17 protein-coding genes are annotated in these 18,028 nt (G+C 71.8%); 2 read left to right on the plus strand and 15 right to left on the minus strand.

Annotation, left to right across the window (positions count from 1 at the left end; all coding sequences use genetic code 11):
• Nucleotides 1-10: 10 nt before the first annotated feature.
• The 8 genes from ACRAKI_RS14290 to ACRAKI_RS14325 all read right to left on the minus strand — a co-directional run bounded on the left by ACRAKI_RS14290 (nucleotide 11) and on the right by ACRAKI_RS14325 (nucleotide 8,178).
• Nucleotides 11-1,450: an amidase gene (locus ACRAKI_RS14290; RefSeq protein ID WP_447007560.1), complete on the minus strand. Its 1,440-nt coding sequence runs from the start codon at nucleotides 1,448-1,450 to the stop codon at nucleotides 11-13.
• Nucleotides 1,447-1,632 carry a hypothetical protein gene (locus ACRAKI_RS14295; protein ID WP_447007561.1) on the minus strand — a complete coding sequence of 62 codons (186 nt, stop codon included), beginning with the start codon at nucleotides 1,630-1,632 and terminating at the stop codon, nucleotides 1,447-1,449. The genes ACRAKI_RS14290 and ACRAKI_RS14295 overlap by 4 nt, the downstream gene beginning before the upstream one ends.
• Entirely contained in the window at nucleotides 1,633-2,964 is a 1,332-nt protein-coding gene (locus tag ACRAKI_RS14300; RefSeq protein ID WP_447007562.1) for an LLM class flavin-dependent oxidoreductase, read from the minus strand.
• Entirely contained in the window at nucleotides 2,961-4,037 is a 1,077-nt protein-coding gene (locus ACRAKI_RS14305) for an alkaline phosphatase family protein (RefSeq protein ID WP_447007563.1), read from the minus strand. The genes ACRAKI_RS14300 and ACRAKI_RS14305 overlap by 4 nt, the downstream gene beginning before the upstream one ends.
• A complete protein-coding gene (locus ACRAKI_RS14310; protein WP_447007564.1) occupies nucleotides 4,034-6,019 on the minus strand; it encodes an FAD/NAD(P)-binding protein in 1,986 nt (661 codons plus the stop codon). The genes ACRAKI_RS14305 and ACRAKI_RS14310 overlap by 4 nt, the downstream gene beginning before the upstream one ends.
• Entirely contained in the window at nucleotides 6,016-7,242 is a 1,227-nt protein-coding gene (locus ACRAKI_RS14315; protein WP_447007565.1) for a hypothetical protein, read from the minus strand. Before ACRAKI_RS14315 ends, ACRAKI_RS14310 begins: the two co-directional genes overlap by 4 nt.
• A gap of 77 nt (nucleotides 7,243-7,319) precedes the next feature.
• Nucleotides 7,320-7,472, minus strand: coding sequence for a hypothetical protein (locus tag ACRAKI_RS14320; protein ID WP_447007566.1), 153 nt, complete (start codon nucleotides 7,470-7,472; stop codon nucleotides 7,320-7,322).
• Between the two features lie 187 nt (nucleotides 7,473-7,659).
• Nucleotides 7,660-8,178, minus strand: coding sequence for a transposase (locus ACRAKI_RS14325; protein WP_447007567.1), 519 nt, complete (start codon nucleotides 8,176-8,178; stop codon nucleotides 7,660-7,662).
• A gap of 123 nt (nucleotides 8,179-8,301) precedes the next feature.
• Here ACRAKI_RS14325 and ACRAKI_RS14330 point away from each other — a divergent pair, with 123 nt between their 5' ends.
• Nucleotides 8,302-9,261, plus strand: a complete 960-nt coding sequence (locus ACRAKI_RS14330; protein ID WP_447007568.1) for a nucleoside-diphosphate kinase — start codon at nucleotides 8,302-8,304, stop codon at nucleotides 9,259-9,261.
• 208 nt (nucleotides 9,262-9,469) lie between these two features.
• A complete protein-coding gene (gene eno, locus ACRAKI_RS14335) occupies nucleotides 9,470-10,750 on the plus strand; it encodes a phosphopyruvate hydratase (RefSeq protein WP_447007569.1) in 1,281 nt (426 codons plus the stop codon).
• A 70-nt stretch (nucleotides 10,751-10,820) separates the two neighbouring features.
• Here eno and ACRAKI_RS14340 read toward each other — a convergent pair whose 3' ends face one another.
• From ACRAKI_RS14340 to ACRAKI_RS14370, 7 genes are read right to left on the minus strand one after another with little or no spacing between them, the layout of a single operon-like run.
• Nucleotides 10,821-11,618, minus strand: coding sequence for an ABC transporter permease (locus tag ACRAKI_RS14340; RefSeq protein ID WP_447007570.1), 798 nt, complete (start codon nucleotides 11,616-11,618; stop codon nucleotides 10,821-10,823).
• Nucleotides 11,615-12,382 (minus strand): ABC transporter permease, encoded by a 768-nt coding sequence (locus ACRAKI_RS14345; protein WP_447007571.1) that lies wholly within the window; start codon nucleotides 12,380-12,382, stop codon nucleotides 11,615-11,617. The genes ACRAKI_RS14340 and ACRAKI_RS14345 overlap by 4 nt, the downstream gene beginning before the upstream one ends.
• Entirely contained in the window at nucleotides 12,379-13,338 is a 960-nt protein-coding gene (locus ACRAKI_RS14350) for an ATP-binding cassette domain-containing protein (protein ID WP_447007572.1), read from the minus strand. The genes ACRAKI_RS14345 and ACRAKI_RS14350 overlap by 4 nt, the downstream gene beginning before the upstream one ends.
• Entirely contained in the window at nucleotides 13,335-14,435 is a 1,101-nt protein-coding gene (locus ACRAKI_RS14355) for a nucleotidyltransferase family protein (protein WP_447007573.1), read from the minus strand. Before ACRAKI_RS14355 ends, ACRAKI_RS14350 begins: the two co-directional genes overlap by 4 nt.
• A gap of 7 nt (nucleotides 14,436-14,442) precedes the next feature.
• A complete protein-coding gene (locus tag ACRAKI_RS14360; RefSeq protein ID WP_447007574.1) occupies nucleotides 14,443-15,624 on the minus strand; it encodes a M16 family metallopeptidase in 1,182 nt (393 codons plus the stop codon).
• Complete coding sequence (locus tag ACRAKI_RS14365) at nucleotides 15,617-16,480, minus strand: N-acetyltransferase family protein (RefSeq protein WP_447007575.1); 864 nt, start codon at nucleotides 16,478-16,480, stop codon at nucleotides 15,617-15,619. Before ACRAKI_RS14365 ends, ACRAKI_RS14360 begins: the two co-directional genes overlap by 8 nt.
• On the minus strand, nucleotides 16,464-17,837 hold the full coding sequence (locus ACRAKI_RS14370; protein ID WP_447007576.1) for a M16 family metallopeptidase: 1,374 nt from the start codon (nucleotides 17,835-17,837) through the stop codon (nucleotides 16,464-16,466). Before ACRAKI_RS14370 ends, ACRAKI_RS14365 begins: the two co-directional genes overlap by 17 nt.
• Between the last annotated feature and the right edge of the window lie 191 nt (nucleotides 17,838-18,028).

An 18,028-nucleotide genomic window follows, 5' to 3' on the forward strand; every position in this document is an offset into this window, starting at 1 on the left:
GGCCCGGCGTTCAGCGGAGGGGGTCGCCGACGCCGAAGCCCGGTGGGCGGACGGTTGGGTGGCCCAGTGCGCGCTCCAGCGCCGTCGCCACCCGGAGAACCATCGCCTCGCCGAACGCGTGACCGACCAGCTGCACCCCCGTCGGCAAACCGCTGCCCGCCAAGCCGGTCGGCAGCACCAGCGCCGGATGTCCGGTGACGTTGAACGGGATCGTCTGCATTGCGGTCGCTGTCTTGGGTGGTGGCCAGTCACGTCCGAAGTCGGTGAACCGGGCCGCGGTCGTCAGCCCGGCCGCGGTGAGGAGGACGTCGTGCCCGTCGATCACGTGCTGCACCTGTTCGGCCAACTCGCGCCGCAACCTCAGCGCCTGCACGAAGTCCGCCGCCGTCAGCCCGGCGCCCGGCGCGACGCGGTGGTACGTGTACCGGCCGAACAGCCGAGGGCGCTCGCGCAGGTCCCGCTCGTGGATCGCGAACGCCTCCGCCGTCATGATCACCCGCCCGCAGGCGTTGAACAGCTCGAACGGCGGCAGCTCCACCTCCTCCACCACCGCACCCGACGACCGCAGCACCTCCACCGCCCGTTCGATGCCCGCCAACACCTCCGGCGAAGTGACGGCGTCGGCGGCGAACATGCCGGGGGAGTAGGCGATCCGCAGCCCGCGCACCCCCGACTCGAGGTCCGCCTCGAACCGCGGCACGGACCGGTCCACGCTGCTCGGGTCCTCCGGGTCGTGCCCGGCGATCACCCGCATGGCCAGCGCGGCGTCGTGCACCGTCCACGCCAGCGGGCCGCAGTGGTCCATCGAGTACGACAGCGGGAACACCCCGCGCCGCGACACCAACCCGTACGTGGGCTTCAACCCGACGGTGCCGCAGTGGTAGGCGGGTCCGCGCACGGAACCGCTGGTGTCCGAGCCGATCGCCACCCGGACGAACCCCGCCGCCACCGCCGCACCCGCCCCGGATGACGACGCACCGGTGAAGTGGTCGAGGTTCCACGGGTTGCGCGCGGGCGGGAACGGCAGCTCCGGGCTCGGGCCGCCGAGCGCGAACTCGTGGGTGGCCAGCTTGCCCACCATCACCCCGCCGCCCGCCAGCAGCCGCTCCTGCACGCCGCAGTCCCGCTCCGGCAGGTGGTCCACGGTCAGCCACGAGTGGTTCGTGGTGCGGATGCCCGCGGTGTCGAACACGTCCTTCAACGCGTACGGGATGCCGTGCAGCGGACCGCGGTCGACACCGATGGCGAGCTCCCCGTCCGCCTGCTCGGCGCGCGCCAACGCGTGCTCGTCCGTCACCGTCACGAAGGCCCGCACGTCCCCGTCGTGCTTGGCGATCCGGTCCAGCGCGTTCCGGGTCAGCTCCACCGACGACACCTGCCGCGCCCGCAGCAACGCCCCCGCCTCGGCGACCGACAGCGCGTGCAGCTCGGTCGTGGTCGTACCCGTCATCTGACGTCCCCCTCCGGCACCCGGAACACCGCGGCGGGCTCGCTCATCGCCGACCGCGGCCCGCGCAGCAGCTCTACCATCCGCAGCAACTCCCGGTAGCCGACCGCGGTGCCCGCGCGCAGTTCCTCGGGCACCTCCAGTCCGCCCCGTCGCATCGCGGCCTCGACCTCGTCATCCCACACTCAGACCACCTCCCGTTCCGGCCGGGGCAGCCCGAGGTGGTCCCGCAGGGTGGTGCCCTCGTAGTCCTCGCGCACCAGGCCACGCCGCCGCAGCTCCGGCACCACGTGGTCGACGAAGTCGGTCAGCCCGCCAGGCAGCTGCGGCGCCATCACGATGTAGCCGTCCGCGGCCTCCTCTCGCACCCACTCCTCCAGGTGGTCGGCGACCTGCTCCGGCGTGCCCATCACCTGGTGGTGCCCGCGCGACCCGGCCACCCGCAGCGCGAGCTGCCGAATCGTCAGCCCTTCCGCCCGCGCCACGTCCACCAGCAGCTCCTGCCGCGACCGGCCCGCGTTCGACGACGGCAGCGGCGGCAGCGGGCCGTCCAGCGGGTGGCCGGTGAGGTCGACGCCGCCCAGTTCGCTGGCCAGCAGCGACACCGCGATGTCCGGGTCGATCAACTGCTGGAGCTGCTCGTACTTCGCCACCGCCGCATGCTCGGTGTCGCCGACGAACGGGGACACGCCGACCAGGACCCGGACGTCCTCCGGGTCACGGCCGAACTTCCCCGCCCGCGCCTTCACGTCCGCGTAGAACGCCTGTGCCGACGGCAGCGACTGCTGCGCGGTGAACACGACGTCCGCCGCCCGCGCCGCCAGGTTCCGGCCGGGCTCGGACGACCCCGCCTGGATGGTCACCGGGTGCCCCTGCGGCGACCTGGGCAGGTTGAGCGGCCCGCGCACGGTGAAGTGCTCGCCGCTGTGGTCCAGCACGTCCACGCCGCCGGGGTCGAAGAACCGGCCGGACGCCTTGTCCCGCAGGAACGCGTCGTCGGCCCAGCTGTCCCACAGGCCCTTCACCACGTCCGCGAACTCCTCGGCCCGCGCGTACCGCTCGTCGTGGTTCTGCTGGGCGGCGAACCCGAAGTTCAGCGCCTCCTGCGGGTTCTGCGACGTCACCAGGTTCCAGCCCGCCCGGCCGGCGCTCATGTGGTCGAGCGACGCGACCACCCGCGCCACGTGGTACGGCTGGTTGTACGTGGACGACAGGGTCGCCGTCAGCCCGATCCGCTCCGTCACCGCCGCCAGCGCGCCCAGCAGCGTCATCGGTTCGAACTGCGCCACGTACCGGATCGCCGCGCGGCTCAGCGCGTCGAGGTCCGTGCCCCGCACCCCGGCGCTGTCCGGCAGGAACAGGAAGTCGAATCCGCCGCGCTCGGCGGTGCGGGCCAAGTCGGCGTAGTGCCGGAAGTTCACCCCGGCGTCGGCGGGCACGTCCGGGTGCCGCCAGGCCGCGAGGTGGTACCCGGTCGGGTACAGGAACGCGCCCAGTGCCACGTGCTTTCGCGTCATCGGGTTCCTCCAGCGGCGGTCGGTTCGGGCTCCCACACGGTGAACGGCGTCAGCAGCTCGTCGTCGGCGTCCGACCCGTGGTCGTGGGTGTAGGCGGGGTCGGTCAGGAACATCTCGCCGTCCGCGACCAGGCTCACCGGGCCGACCCGGGACCTGGCGAGCGAGCCCGGCGGGAACAGTTCGTCGGAGTCCACTACCCGGATCGACGGTGGCAGCGCGCGCTCCAGGTCGCGGACGAGCGGGTGGATCGCCGGGCCGTACAGCCACCGCACCCGACCGGCGCCGCCCATGCGCGCGCCGTGCCGGGCGAGCAGTTCGTCCAGCAGGGCCTGGAGGTCCGGGTCGTGGCGGGTGGGCACCAGGCCGTGGTCGGAGTGCGCGACCACCACGGTGCCGCCGTCGGTGAGCCGACGTGCCAGCTCGCCCAAGCCGTCCAGCGCGGCGAGCGTGTGCTCGTCGTAGCCGTGGTGGTGCACGTGCCGGTCCAGCTCCACGAAGCACCAGACGAACCTGGGACCGGGGCGCCCCAACGCTTCCCCGATCGCGTTGCCCACGTCGGTGACGACGGTGGCGGGATCGCGCGGCGAGTACGGGCTTTCGCCGAGGGTGTAGAAGCGGTGGCCGGGAACGACTTCGGCGTGGCGCAGGAGCTCACCCCGCCAGCTGCACGGGTAGGCGTCCAGGTCGGCGGGCACGGCCAGCGGCCGGTACCCGAGACCGACCGCGTCACCGAACACGCTGGCGTCCGCGGTGGTCAGCCGGTCGCCCTGGTAGGCGAACGCGTTGATCAACGCGTCGGAGCCGTCCGGGTCCGCGAACACCACGCCGGGCACGCCGTGCTCGCCCGGCGTCAGCCCGGTCAGGCTGCTCAGCCAGGCCGCGGACGACGTGGTCGGCAGCACCGACGTCAGCGGCTCGGTCACCGCGTCCGGCCAGCACTGCTCAGCGAGCCGGTGCGGCAGACCGTCGACGGCCAGCACGACCACGTCACGCGGGTGGACCCGCTCCAGCAACGCGGCGACCCGGCCGCGGAACGAGGTGATAGACGTGCGATCCGGTGCCGGGGCGGTCATCGGCGCACGCTCCGCGCGACGGCCCGCACGGCCCACGACGCCGCGTTGTTCAGCACCGCGCTGTTGGACCCGGGCCGTGCCGCGGTGAGCTGGAAGACCCGCAGCCCTTCCGCCGGCGCCCCCAGGAACGTCAACGCGTCCTCCACCGACCCGTCCGGCCGCACCGGGTGGAAGTCCTCGGTCAGGTCCAGCGCGCCCGGGATGTAGTCGGAGGTCCCGTCGGCGGAAGGGTTGCGCCACTGGCGGACCAGACCGCGCCGCAGCAGGTTCCGGTAGAGCGGTGACGCGTCGTGCCACGGGTCGAACGGGTGCACCCGCGCCTCGACCGCGACCTCGGCGGCACGCACCACGCCCGTGCGGCGGCCCTCGACCAGCAGCCCGGTGCCGTGCGCGCGCACCACCGGGTCCGGCCCGACCGACAGGTCCACCAGCCCGGCCTCCACCAGCGCCAACAGCTTGCGCATCGGCTCGATCCCGGCGCCGTTGGACAGCCGGTTGTAGTGCCGCAGGTGCACTTCGGTGAAGCGGCGGTGGGACTCGGGGGTGAGGCCGCCGTCGTCCACCGCGGCCGAGAACACGGCCCGCAGGTCGCGCCAGACCCCGTCGCACGCTGCCTTCACCGGGTTGGCCACGTTCCCCTCCCGGCACTCGGCCAGGTCCCGCGCCAGACGGGCCCGTGCCAGGTCGTGCCAGTCGACGCCGGGCCGCGCCAGGTCTGCGGGCAGGGGGTCCAGCGCCGCGCGCCAGTCGAAGTCCCCGGCCCGCGCCGCGTGCAGCAGGAGGTCCGCGCCCTCCTCGCCGTGGGGCAGGGAGCCGGACAGGAAGCGCTGGTACGCGTCGTCCACCCGGTCCCGCAGCTCACGGCCCGCCTGCTCGCCGTGCAGGGTGCGGTGGTGAACGTACGCCATCTCCAGCACGACCAGCGGCAGCAGGTGCAGCTCGAAGTCCAGCCGGGGACGCCGGCCGCGCGGGTCGGGAAGGCCCCGGGACAGCCGCAGGCGGTCGACCGCCGTCTCGGTGAAGAACACGCTGCGGTGCTCGAGCGCCGGGTCGTCCAGCTTGTCGTTGCGCGGTCGGCCGCTGCCCGGCACACCGCTCGGGCTGATCCCGATGATCCGCGACGGCTCCCGGCCGCTGGGCAGGTACCGCAGCAGACCGGGGTCGTCGGGCGACGGCGTGAACCTGCCGCCGCGCCCCTCGGTGAGGTGCAGGACCACGTCCAGCGCGGTCAGCCCCAGCCCACGCACCAGCACCGGCCGGCCCGGTGGCACGGACCGCTCGGTGACCCTGACGTCCAGCGGGTACGCGTACGGCACCCAGCGCGGGTCGTCGATGTCCGAGCCGGGGTAGCGGTTCCACGAGTGCCCGGTGGCGAACAGGACGTCGTCGGCGGGCACGGCCACCGCCGGGTCCTCGGTCCGCAGCAGGAACCGGTGGCCGTCGTGGTTACCTGGCACCACGTCGACCACCGCGCACGCGTGCAGGTCGACCTCGACACCGGGCGTCGCGCGCAGCCGCCCCACGAACCGGTCGAACACGTCCCGCAGCGCCAGCCCGTGCACGTACCGCCGGGGCACGTCCTCCGGCCGCAGGTCGAAGTCCGGGTCGCCGGTCTCCGCGTGCCGCGTTCGGCACCACTGCAGGAACGTCGGCCGCAACGCCGGTGGCAGCAGCCGCACCGGTGGCCGCGCCGACTCGTCCGGCGCGAACGTGATCTGCCCCGCCACCCGGTTCAGGTAGCTGGTCCTCGGCTGCCGGTCGCTGTGCACCTCGCCTGCCCCGAACCGGCCGCCGCCCTCGAAGACCACCACGCGCACACGGCCGGCAGCCGCCTCGTGCGGCAGTTCGGCGGCGAGCTGCGCCAGCGCGTACGTCCCCATCGGACCCGCGCCGACGATCGCCAGGACGCGCCGGCGCTCCCCGCCGGTGGCGCCGACAGCGGACCGGTGCCCGCCGTCGGCTGCCGCGGTCCCGAGGGTCACGTCGTGGGCACCGCGTCGCTGAGCATCTTGCGGAACCGGCGCAGCAGCGGGAACGGCACGCTGCGCTCGACGTGGAACCCGAGCTCCTCGTGGAACGTGTACTCCACCGGCTCCTTCAGGCTCAGCGCGGACATCCCGCGCGCAAGCTGCTCCAGGTAACCGGGGAACTGCGACTGCATCGCGTAGACGACGCTGTAGTAGAGGTTGCGCCCCAACGAGAAGCACGGGTAGCGGGCGTCGTAGTTCTCCAGCGAGTACTTCGGGAAGCAGCCGTCGATGATCCGCTTGGGACACATCCACAGCGGCAGCACCAGGGTCACGTCGCCGATGGGGCGCACCGGGAAACCGGCGGGCTTCATGCCGTTGGAGACGCGGAACAGGTTCTCGCAGACGATGTCCTCGAGGTTCACGCCGGTGCAGATGTACGGCGTGTCGAGGTCGCGGGCCGCCTTCGACAGGGCGAGCCTGATCAGCAGGGTGCCCAGGAACTCGAAGTCGTCGCCCTGGAACTCGCGCTCGAACCGGTCGATCAGCGCCACCGAGTCGCGCGGGATGCCAAGCAGCTCCTTGACCTCGTCCGCCTCGATCACGCGCAGCGGCAGGCCGTACTTCTCGCACAGCGCCTGCGCCCGCGGCACGCCCGCGTCCCAGTCCGGGATGCCCTTGAGGATCACCGGGTGCACCGTGACGCCGTGGTCGGTCAACTGGCTCAGCCCGTAGAGCAGCGCGTTGCTGTCCCCGCCGCCGCTGACGCCCACCACGATGTCCGCGCCCGCCGGGACGTGCGCCCTGATCGTCTCGCCGACCCGGTCGGCGATGATCGACTGGCACTCCTCGGGGCTCAGCTTCTTCAGGAACGCCTCGGCCGACCCCTGCTCGTTGTCCATCCGCTGGTACACGTACTCCGTCGCGCCGGGGCCGTCGCTGTCGATCGTGGCGAAGTCGTCGATCGAGAACAGGAACGGGTTCACGTTCCGGTTGAAGTAGAGCAGCACCTCCGCCGCGTCCTCGAAGTCCTCCAGCCGCTGGTCCAGGCACGGCGTCAGGCGCGGCTCGCCACCGGAGGCGGGCAGCACGTACACCGCGACGGCCGACCACGGCACGTTGTTCCGGTTCAGGATGTCGATCAGCCGCTCGTCACTGGAGCCGGTCAGTTGCTGGCGGCCGTGGGAGGTCACGACCGACACCGTGGGGACGCTGCGGAAGGTGGGGTTCGTCGGCATGGTCAATTCCTGTTCGGCCGTCGGGACGAGTAGTAGGGAACGGGCGGGCCGCCCGGAGACGGCCCGCCCGCCGGGAACTACTGGGCGCCGGTCTCGCAGCTGGCGCCGCAGATCGTCTCCAGGCCGTGCTTGGAGGCCGGGACGGACAGCCCCGCCACCCGGAACGACTCCAGCTCACGGACGCTCATGACGACGCGCTCGGCGACGCCACCGGTCGGGATGAGCTGCACAACCTCGTTCTTGAGGTTGAAGTTGCCACTCTGAATGGCAGGAGAAAATGCGTGCTGCATGTCTCTGCTCCCTTATTCGAGGCGGGCGAAAGGTACCCGCAGCACAAGCCTACAATCGCCTCCGATCATTCTGTCAAGTATTCCGAGACTGGTCCGAAGTGACTTTGTCTCACGTGGACGGGTGTTTTTATTCGAATTCTTCGAATGTTGTCTCACGTGATGACGGCCGACCGTGGGAGGTGCGCCACCGGCGCGGGCCGAACAACTGCTCCACGAAGCCGCCGCTGAACTGCCGCTTGATGTAGGGCCTCGGCGCGGGCGCCTGCCGGCCCGCCGCGTCACCGCGCGCCTCGCGCAGCCGTTCATCCGCCGTCTTCGCCAGCGTCCGCGCCCACTCGGCCAGATCACCGGCGGACTGTCCGCGAGACCCTCGCTCGTGGGAACCGTCCCCACGGGACTCGGCCGCTACCGCGGCGTCGACCAGTCGCCGCCACAGATCCGCTTGGCACCACTGCGTGAAGCGGCGGTGCGTGGTCTGCCACGACGTGCCGAACACCTTGGGCACCTCGCGCCACGCGGACCCGCTCGCGAGCACGTAGACGACCGCGCCGAACACCGCCTCGTCGTCGGTCCGGCGGGTGCCGCCGCCCTGCGGACGGGCCACCGGCCGCGGTATCAGCGGCCGGGCGAGAGGCCACAGTGACATGGGGGCCAACCACTCGAATTTTGACCGCACCTCGACATGATGCGCGGGACTGTGGACAATGTCACGGGTCGCTGTCGCACAACTGGCGCCAAATGGAACGCACTCTATGGGGGCCCTGCCAACGTGAACACTCTCCCGTCGTTGACCCGGCTGCCGCTCAAGGCGGAGTTGTACCAGCGCGAAACGTACTTCCGAGAGGGCTTCAGCGACGCGGTGGAATCCTGCGGGCCCGCCGTCGGCGAGCTTCTGCACCGGTCCGCCCTGCTCATGATGAAGCCGGACGGGCTGGTCGCGGCCAAGCTGCGCGCCGTCGTGGAGTACCTGGCTGAGCACGACTTCGAGATCGTCGCCGCGCAGCCCCTGTCGTTCACGCCGCACAGCTGGCGCGAGCTGTGGCGCTACCAGCTCACGTCCGCCACCCTCGACCGCCTCAGGGTCAACGAGCACGTCCTGTCCCGTCCCGGTCTGCTGCTCCTGCTGCGCAGCGGCGAGGGCCACGAGGTGCCCGGCACGGTGCGGCTCAGCGGCCTCAAGGGCTCGGCCACGCTGTCCGCGCAGCGGCCCGGCACCCTGCGCAGCCTGCTCGGCCAGCCCAACCGGGTGCTCAGCTTCATCCACGTCGCCGACGAGCCCGCCGACCTGGTCCGCGAGCTCGGCCTGCTCTGCGACCGCCCCACCAGGCTGCGGCTGCTGACCGCGCTCGCGGACGGCCGGCTGTCCGTCGAGGACCGCGCGGTGCTCGACGAAGAGCTGCGCCGCTGCGACGAGGGCGGCTTGGACCTGTCACCCGGCCCGGCTGTCGAGCGGGTGGCCGAGGCCGTGCGCGGGTGCCCCCGGGCGGACGACCCGGCGGTCGGCTGGCTGTTGGAGCAGCTGGCGGCGATGTCCCGTGGCGAGCGCGTGGCGTGGCGGCCGTTCGTCCGCGAGCTCGAACGCCTCGACCTGGAACTGGACCACTGGGACCTGGCCGTGCTGGGCACCAGCTTCATCGCCTACGACGAGCCGGGGTGGCCCAAAGTGCTGGAGAACCCCCCGCCCGGGGCGTGGCTGACGCCGATGGCGGGCTCCGACCACCGCTCGTGAAGGACTTCCGTTAACAGCACGTTAACGGCGTCCACGGGCCGTGGGTCGCCCAGCCGCGCACCCCTTGGTCACCGAGGGTCGAACCCGCCGCTGTGACATGATTCAGGCGGGCGGGAAACATGTTGATGACAATCGAACCGCGCTCGGCGGGGATGCCACAACGGCGTGGTCCTCAGCCGCCTGTGGTTATCCAGAGCCGAGGAGTGAGATGACTGCCATTGTCCGAGTGGTCGGCAGGGAGATCGTCGACAGCCGGGGCAACCCCACTGTCGAGGTCGACGTGCTGCTGGAGGGCGGTGCGCGAGGTCGGGCGGCGGTTCCCTCGGGGGCGTCTACCGGGACCAACGAGGCGGTCGAGCTGCGGGACGGCGACAAGAGCCGGTTCCACGGCAAGGGCGTGCGCGCGGCGGTCGACGCCGTCAACGGCGAGATCTCCAAGACCATCCTGGGGATGAGCGCCGAGGCCCAGACGGACCTCGACCGCACGCTGATCGAGCTGGACGGCACCCCGAACAAGGCGCGGCTCGGCGCGAACGCGACGCTGGGCGTGTCGCTCGCGGTGGCCAAGGCCGCCGCCGCGCACCACGACGTGCCGCTGTACCGCTACGTGGGTGGCGTGTACGCGCACCTGCTGCCGATGCCGATGATGAACATCATCAACGGTGGCGCGCACGCGGACAACGCGATCGACTTCCAGGAGTTCATGATCGCGCCGGTCGGCGCCAAGACGTTCGCCGAGGCCGTCCGGGTCGGTTCCGAGGTGTTCCACACGCTCCGCAAGGAGCTGCACGCCGCCGGGCACAACACCAACGTGGGTGACGAGGGCGGCTTCGCGCCGAACCTGAACTCCGCCGACGAGGCGCTCCAGTTCGTCGTGGACGCGATCGAGAAGACGGGCTACACGCCCGGCGACGACGTCGCGATCCTGCTGGACCCGGCCGCGTCCGAGTTCTACGCGGACGGCGTCTACGACTACGCCGGTGAGGGCCGCAAGCGCACGGTGGAGGAGCACGTCGAGTACCTGGCCCAGCTGGTGGCCAAGTTCCCGATCGTGTCCATCGAGGACGGCATGGCGCAGGACGACATGAAGGGCTGGAAGCTCGTCACCGACACCATCGGCGACCGCTGCCAGCTCGTCGGCGACGACGTGTTCTGCACCAACGTGAAGCTGCTGACCGAGGGCATCGAGGCGGGTATCGCCAACTCGATCCTGGTCAAGGTGAACCAGATCGGCACGCTCAGCGAGACGCTGGCGACGACCGAGAAGGCGCACCGGGCGGGTTACTCGGTGGTCATGTCCCACCGGTCCGGCGAGACCGAGGACACCACCATCGCCGACCTCGCGGTTGCGATCAACTGCGGTCAGATCAAGACGGGTTCGCTGTCCCGTTCGGACCGCACGGCGAAGTACAACCAGCTCATCCGCATCGAGGAGGAGCTGGGCACGGAGGCCCGCTACGCGGGTCGGTCCGCCCTCAGCCGGGGCTGATCACCGAGCACCGCCGGGGTGCCCGCTCGTCCCACTCGGGACGGGCGGGCACCGCGCTGTCAGGGCGGTGTCAGTCGCCAAACTCGATGGAGCCGTCCCGTCGCCCGCTCTCCGCGAAGTGTCGGAACGCGAAGCCCGCGACCACCAGCCAGCCGGTCGCCACGCACAGCTCCAGCGCCGCGCCGCCCAGCACCACGCCCGCGGGCGCGCCGGACAGCAGGTCCCGCACCGCACCCAGCCCGTGGGTCAGCGGCAGCACCTCGGCCAACTGCGGGAACGGCGCGGGCCAGAACGTCGTCGGCACCTGCACCCCGCACAAGAGCATCAGCGTCATCGAACTCAGCCCGGCCACCAGGTTGCGCAACTCCACCTTGCGCAGCACGAACGCCGACAGCAGCAGCCCGAAGCAGTAGGTCGACCACGACACCAGGGCGATCAGCGGCAGCGCGAGCAGCGCCCGCGGCATCGACAGCGGCAGGCCGAACAGCGGCGACAGCACGAACAGCGCGATCGACGCGCACAGCGTCCCGTCCAGCAGCCACTGCGCGCTCCGCCCCACGAACAGCGGGAACGGGCTGGTCGGCGCGGCCACCAGCAGCGGCAGCGTGCCGGCCTGCCGTTCCCACGCGGTTGAGGCGCACACCAGCAGGGACACCAGCGCCGCGATGAACACCGCGTTGCCGACGAGCAGGTAGTGGGTGCGTTCCGCCGACCCGAGAAGCCGCCCGATCACGGCGTAGAACGCCACCTGCGCCAGAATCCGGGACAGCCAGGCGAACGACCAGGTACGCCACGTGTAGATCGCCCGCAGGTCGGCCAGCGCGCTGACGAACGCGGCGGCCAGCACCCTCACGTTGTCGCGGATCACGCGAAGCTCACCGCCCCCGTCGTGCGGACGCGCACCAGGATGCGCCGCAGCACCCACACGCCCGCCGCCATCGCGGCCAGACCCAGCCCGGCCACCACGCCCAGGCGTGCCAAGGCGTTCGGCACGGCCTCCGGGCGCAGGCAATCGCGGACCAGGTCGGTCGACCACGACAGGAAGATCACCTTGGTCAGCGGTTGCAGCCACTCCGGCAACAGCGGCGCGGGCACGACGGCTCCGCTGAGCAGGTAGAAGGGGTAGGACAAGGCGTTCTGGAACGTCCGCGCGGACCGCGACAGCACGAAGATCCCCGCCATCGCCGATGCGGTCATCGCCATCGCCATCGCGGTCAGCGCCAGTGTCGCCGCGAACAGGCCCACGTGGTGGACGTCCACCACCACGCCGAACGCGAGGCGGGCCACCACGATGCTCTCCACGAGCGACAGCAGGCTGATCACCGTCACGGTCGTGGTCCGGCCGAGCACCACCAGCGCGAGCGGCGCGGGCGTGCTGATCAACGCTTCCAGCGTGCCCTGGCCGCGGTCCGCGTCGATGATGTCGCCGGACTCGTTGATCGCCATCTGCCACACCGCGATCACCGTCGCGCCCACCACCGCGTACGGGGCGAGGTCCGCCCGCCCGGAGTGCACCATGATCGCCACCAGCGCGAGGGTGAACAGCGGGGTGTTGACGAGCGCGCTCAGGTTGGCGATCCGGCGCATCTGCAGACCCTGGAACCACACCGCGGCACCGAAGACCGTGATCACCGCACCACGCTGCCCCGGTCGCCGATGACGTGCAGGTAGACGTCCGCCAGGGACGGCTTGCCGGTGGAGATCCGGGCGACGCCCGCCTTGACCAGCAGCTCGACCACCCGTGCCGCCGCACCCGCGGCGTCGGTCTCCACCACCAGCGAGCCCTCGGCCCGGGTGGCCTCACGCACGCCCGGCACCGCCCGCACGGACACGGCCACGTCCTCGGGAACGTCCTCCGCGACCACCCGCTCGTAGGTGCTCAGCCAGTCGCCGATCGTCTTGGGGTTCTCGGTGGCCACGAGCCTGCCCTCGTCGATCAGCGACACCCGGTCGCAGATCGCCTCGGCCTCCGCCATGTCGTGCGTGGTGAGCAGGATCGTCCGACCCTCCGCGCGCAGTTCGCCGACCAGGGCGCGGAAGTCCCTGGCCGCCACCGGGTCCATGCCGATGGTCGGCTCGTCCAGCACGAGCAGCTTGGGGTCGCCGATCAGGCCCCTCGCCAGGTGCAGGCGCTGCTTCATGCCGCGCGAGAACGTTTCGACGCGCTCGTCGGCCCGGTCCGCCAGGCCCACCCGCTCCAGCAGCGCGGCGGCCCGCTTCCGGCCATCGGATCGCGGCTGCCGGTACAGCGCCGACCAGTAGCGCAGGTTCTGGCGCGCGGTGAGCCTGCCGTACAGGCCGCGCTCGCCGCCGAAGACGATGCCGAGCAGGCGTCGCACCGCGGCCGTGTCGGTGACCACGTCGTGGCCGAAGACCTCCGCCCGGCCGCCGGTCGGCAGCAGCACGGTGGACAGGATCTTGCACAGGGTGGTCTTGCCCGCGCCGTTCGGTCCCAGCAGCCCGTGCACCTCGCCCACGGCGACGGACAGGTCGATCCCGTTCAGCGCGACGCGCGGCTCCTGCCGCTTGCGCTCGTAGGTGCGCCGCAGCCCTTCGACCACGACGGCCGACCCGGTCGGTTCACTCATTCGTCCCCACCGTCCAGTCCGACGCCGTCCAGGTCGATGACGTCGAGCTCGACGAGCGCCCGCTCGTACTGCTCCTGGGTCACCTCGACCTGGTCCACCATCAGGTAGTCGCCGACCGGCGTCACCAGCAGGACACCGCCGTCGTACCGGTGCACGCGGGACCGCGCCATGTCGTCGCGCCTCGCCTCGCGCAGCAGCAGACCGCCGACCTGTCCGCCGGCGGCCAGCGCCGCCGCGATCGGATCCTCCGGTGGTTCCGGTGGCGTCCAGGCGAGCCGCCGCTCCCGCTCGCGTTCGGCTGCGGCGCGCAGCGGCACGACCGCGTCGGCGAGTCCACCCAGGTCGATCCCGGGCGCCGCGAGTTCGAGCAGTTCCAGCAGTTCCGGCGCGAGGTTCCACTCCTCGGCCGCGGCCACGACGTCCGTGCCCGAGGCGACCAGCGGGGCGAGCGCGGCCACGTCGACCAGGTCCTTGACGGTGAAGGGGCGTTGGAACCGCTCCTCGGCCACCGCGAGCAGGTCGGAGGTGACCGGGTCCTCAGGCTGCGGCGCACGCACCGGAACCGGCCCCTGGTCGCCGGGGAACGCCGCGGTGGACAGCTCCACCAGGTGCTCCTTGTCCAGCAACGGGTCCGCGCCCGGCCAGGACAGGCCGACGATCAGGTGCTGCTCGGGGTGGCCGTACACCGACACCCCGACCGACTCGACCGGGCACAGCTCCAGCACCGCCCGCACCGCGCGCCACAGCGTGGCCTCGTCGGCGACCACGAGGTCGAGGTCGCCGACAGCGCGCACCAGCCCGTCCGGGTAGTGCCGGGCGATCGACGGTCCTTTGAGGACATTGACCGGGACCCGCGCGGAAAGCTCGGCGAGAGCCGAGGCGTAGAGCTCCCGGCGTGCCTTGGTGCGGTTCAGCTCGTCCGAGGAGCCGCTGCCCAGTGCCATGCCCTCGTGCGCGAACGCCGACAGCACCAGTGCCGGGAAGGACCAGCCGTGGTCGCGCGCGGCGCGCACCAGCACGTCGGGTGTCTCGTCGTCGTCCACTTCCAGCAACCGGTGGAAGAGGGCGAGGTCGATCCCGGTGGCGGTGGTGGTCATGGGGTGGTCATCCTCCGGCTCGTACCACTGTCGTCAGGTTTGCCAGCACGTCGGCGGCGGCCTCGGCGATCGCTCCGGCCGTCACCGCGGTCAGCGCCGCCAGGTCCGCGTCTGCGGACCACGGAACGCTGCCCGCACGGGACCGGACGCCGGCCAACTTCGCCAGTTCCACCGGGTTCTCGGTCCGGAGCAGCAGCTGGACCTCCGCCCGGCGCTTGGCCGTGCGCAGGTCTTCGTCCTCGGGTCCGCGATCGGCGAGTTCGCCGAGCAGTCCGCGCACGATCCGCTCCACCCGGTCGCCGTTGCCGTCATCGACGCCCACGAGCATCCGCCACGCGCCGGCCTCGGTGTAGCCGCGGTCCCACGTGTCGAACGCGTAGCCGAGCGCGTGCTCGTCGCGCAGCCGCTGGTACAGCAGGGACGCGGGACTGGAGTCCAGCAGGAGCGCCAGCAGGTCGTACGCCGGTCGCGCCGGGTCGCCCATCGCGGGGGAGCGGACGCCGTAGCACAGCCAGAAGTAGCCCTCCGGCCAGGTGATCGGGTCCCGCCGCACGGGCGTGAGCGGATTGCGGTCGTCGGGCGGACGGTCGCCGGCGAGGTCCGCGATCACGTCGGCGGGCAGCGCCGGGATCTCGGGACCGACCACGGACAGGCTCACCGGACGGCTCAGCACCGCGCCCGAGTGGTGCGCGCGCACGTGCCCGGTGGTGATCGCGCGGATGCCCTCCGGTGTCCCGCCGACCGGCGCGCCGAGCGGGTGGCCGGGGAACAGCGCTTCGAGGATGGCGTCCTGCGCCTGCTCGCTCGGATCGGCCGCGCCACCGGCCAACTCCTGGAGCACGACGTCCTTCTCCCTGGCGACGGTGGCCTCGTCGAAGTCGAGCGCGAACACCGCCTCCAGCAACAGATCCAGCACCTCTGGCGCGTCCTGCGCGTGCACCTGGGCGTAGAACTGCTGCTCTTCCAGGCCGGTGTGCGCGTTGGCCGTGCCGCCCATCCGCTCGGTGCGCCGGCTGAACGACTCGCCGCCGCGCAGCGGTGCGGACATCACCAGGTGCTCCACCAGGTGGGTCAGGCCGCCGAGGCCCTCCGGGTCCGAACGCGAGCCGCACGTGACGGTGAGGCAGAAGCTGGTGGTTCGCAGACCGGGTTGGACCGTGGGCAACAACGTCAAGCGGCGGTCAGCCACCGGGAACCACCTCCGAAGGCCGGGGGAGCGAGGACAGTGGGAGGGACCAGTACGTCGTGTCCTGCCGCCAGCCCTTGGCCAGCAGCGCGCCGTAGACCGCGTCCGAGCCGGCGTCACCACCGGACACGTAACCGCGGAGCGGCAGACCGGCCTGCCTGGCGTGCTCGACCGCCGCCGACGTGAGCAGCGACCCGGCGGGCGTGCCGTGCGCGCGGGGCAGCACGAACTGGTCGAACAGCTCCAGGCGGTCCTGCCCGGTCAGGTCGTCCTGGTCGGGCAGCACGGTGGCGTGGCCGGTGAAGCCGTCGGCGTCGTGCGCGACGAACACCGCACCCGCTTCCAGCGCCTGGTCGAACAGCCCTGCGGCGTACTCGTCCACTGTGGACTGCTCGGTGGTGGCGCCGGCCACGCCGTAGCCTTCGACCAGCGCGGCGGCGAACAGCGGCACGACGTCGTCGGCGTCGGCCGCGGTCGCCCGCCGTACCTGCCAACCGGGGGCCGGACGCGCGGTCACGAGCTGGTCGGTGGCGAGCACGTAGCGCATGTACGCCGCGCCGCCAGGTGTCGTGGGCGGCTCACTACCAGGGGGCAGCACCAGCACCAGCCGGTCGGTCTCCGGGTGACGTGCCGCCGCGGTGGCGGCCAACTCTTCCACCAGCTCCGGTCGGGTGCGGACAGATGGCGTGAGGAAGGTGACCAGAGCACGCGACTCGCCCGTGACCTGGTCCACCTCCGGGGTGATCACCACGAGGTGGTCCGCTACCCGGGCGAGCACGTCGGACTCGACCAGCAGTTCGGCGACGTCGGCCGCGACGCCCAGCGCGCGCAGCTCGGCGGTGTCAGGACGCGACGACATGCGTGTAACCCTCCAACACCCGTGCGGCCACGGCGCGGACGTCACCGTGGTCCACTCCGGCGATCAGGCGCCTGACGGCGTCGACCGGCGGTTCACCGGAACCGGCCAGGGGCAGCCACGCGCAGTTCAAGTGGGCCAACGCGACCGGATCTTCGTTGTCCAGCAGCACGGAGCCGACAGCCTGCCGTTTCGCGGCGTCCAGGTGCTCGCCGGCCAACCGGCCGGACGCCACGGCTTCGAGGCAGTCGTGCACAGTCCGCTCCACCAGGGCGACGTCTTCCGGTGGCGCGCCCACGACGACCGACCACGAGCCGACGTCGCGGTAGGCGGTGTGGAAGGACTGGAGTTGGTAGCCCATCCCTAGTTCGCCGCGCAGCCGTTCGTACAGCGCCGAACCAGGGGTGCCGCCGATCGCCGCCGCGAGCACTTCGGCCGCGGCCCACTGCACGGTGGAGCGGCCCGCGCCCGGCCCACCCGCGACCACGTAGGCGTAGTCGGCGTCCGGGTCGACCTCCGGGCTGGGTGGTTCGGTCGGCGCCCAGTCGGGCAACGGGGGTGCGTCGGTCCGCTCGATCCGGGCCAGTTCGCCGTCGGTGAGCGCGGCGAACGCCTCGGCGAGCAGGTCCTGCGGGCCCACCAGGCTGATGCCGACCGGGTGCGCGGCCAGGGTTCGCCGGTGTGCCCGGAGCACGTCCTCGGCTGACAGTTCGGGGAAGTCGTCGGCGCAGCCGCCGACGGGTCGGGCGAACGGGCCGCCCGCGAAGAGCCTGCTGTGGAACGATTCCCTGGCCACGTCGATCGGATCGGCCGCGGCGGCGAGGAGTTCCTGCAGGACGACCGAGCGCTCGGAGGCGCACAGCTCGTCGGTGATCCGCGGCTGTGCGATCGCGCGGTCCAGGCGCCGCACGCACTCGACCGCGGCCTCCGGGGGCACGCGGGCCCAGAACACCACTGCCTCGTGCGAGGTGGAGGCGTTGGACTGGCCGCCGACGGAGTCCGCCCACTTGCTCAGCGAGGTTTCGCCGTCGCAGGGCGCTTCGAGCAGGAGGTGCTCGACCAAATGAGACAGTCCACTCTGGTCTGCGGAATCGTTTGCCGCACCTGCGCCTAACGAGACGCACGCGGTCACGCTGCGAACCCCGAGCGAGCCGTCGAGTGCCACGTGGACACCGCTGCCCAGGGCCTTCACCACGAACATTCCGCTCCCGTGGGTGTTGCGGTCCGAAAAGGAGAGCGGGGGCGGGGTCCGGAGACACCGCCCCCGCTCCGGGTCACCTACTTGCCCTTGCCCTTGATCACCAGCTTCGGACGGAGCTGCGCCCTGTGGTTGCGAGTCATGTGAACCTCCCTTCAACATGGCCGCCGGTCGCCGCGAGGGCGATCGGAATGGTGCTGGGCCAGGAGATCGCGAGACGGCAACGAGGCCGGATTCCCGCGGTTCCCCCTGTCGCGCGTCGCCGCCGCTGATATTCCAAGGCAGCGCCGCCAGCTCAGGCTACGTGCGGTGAGTGAGTGGTGACTATGGATCATGAACCTGGTGTGGTGACG

Source organism: Saccharothrix isguenensis, from assembly GCF_052936305.1.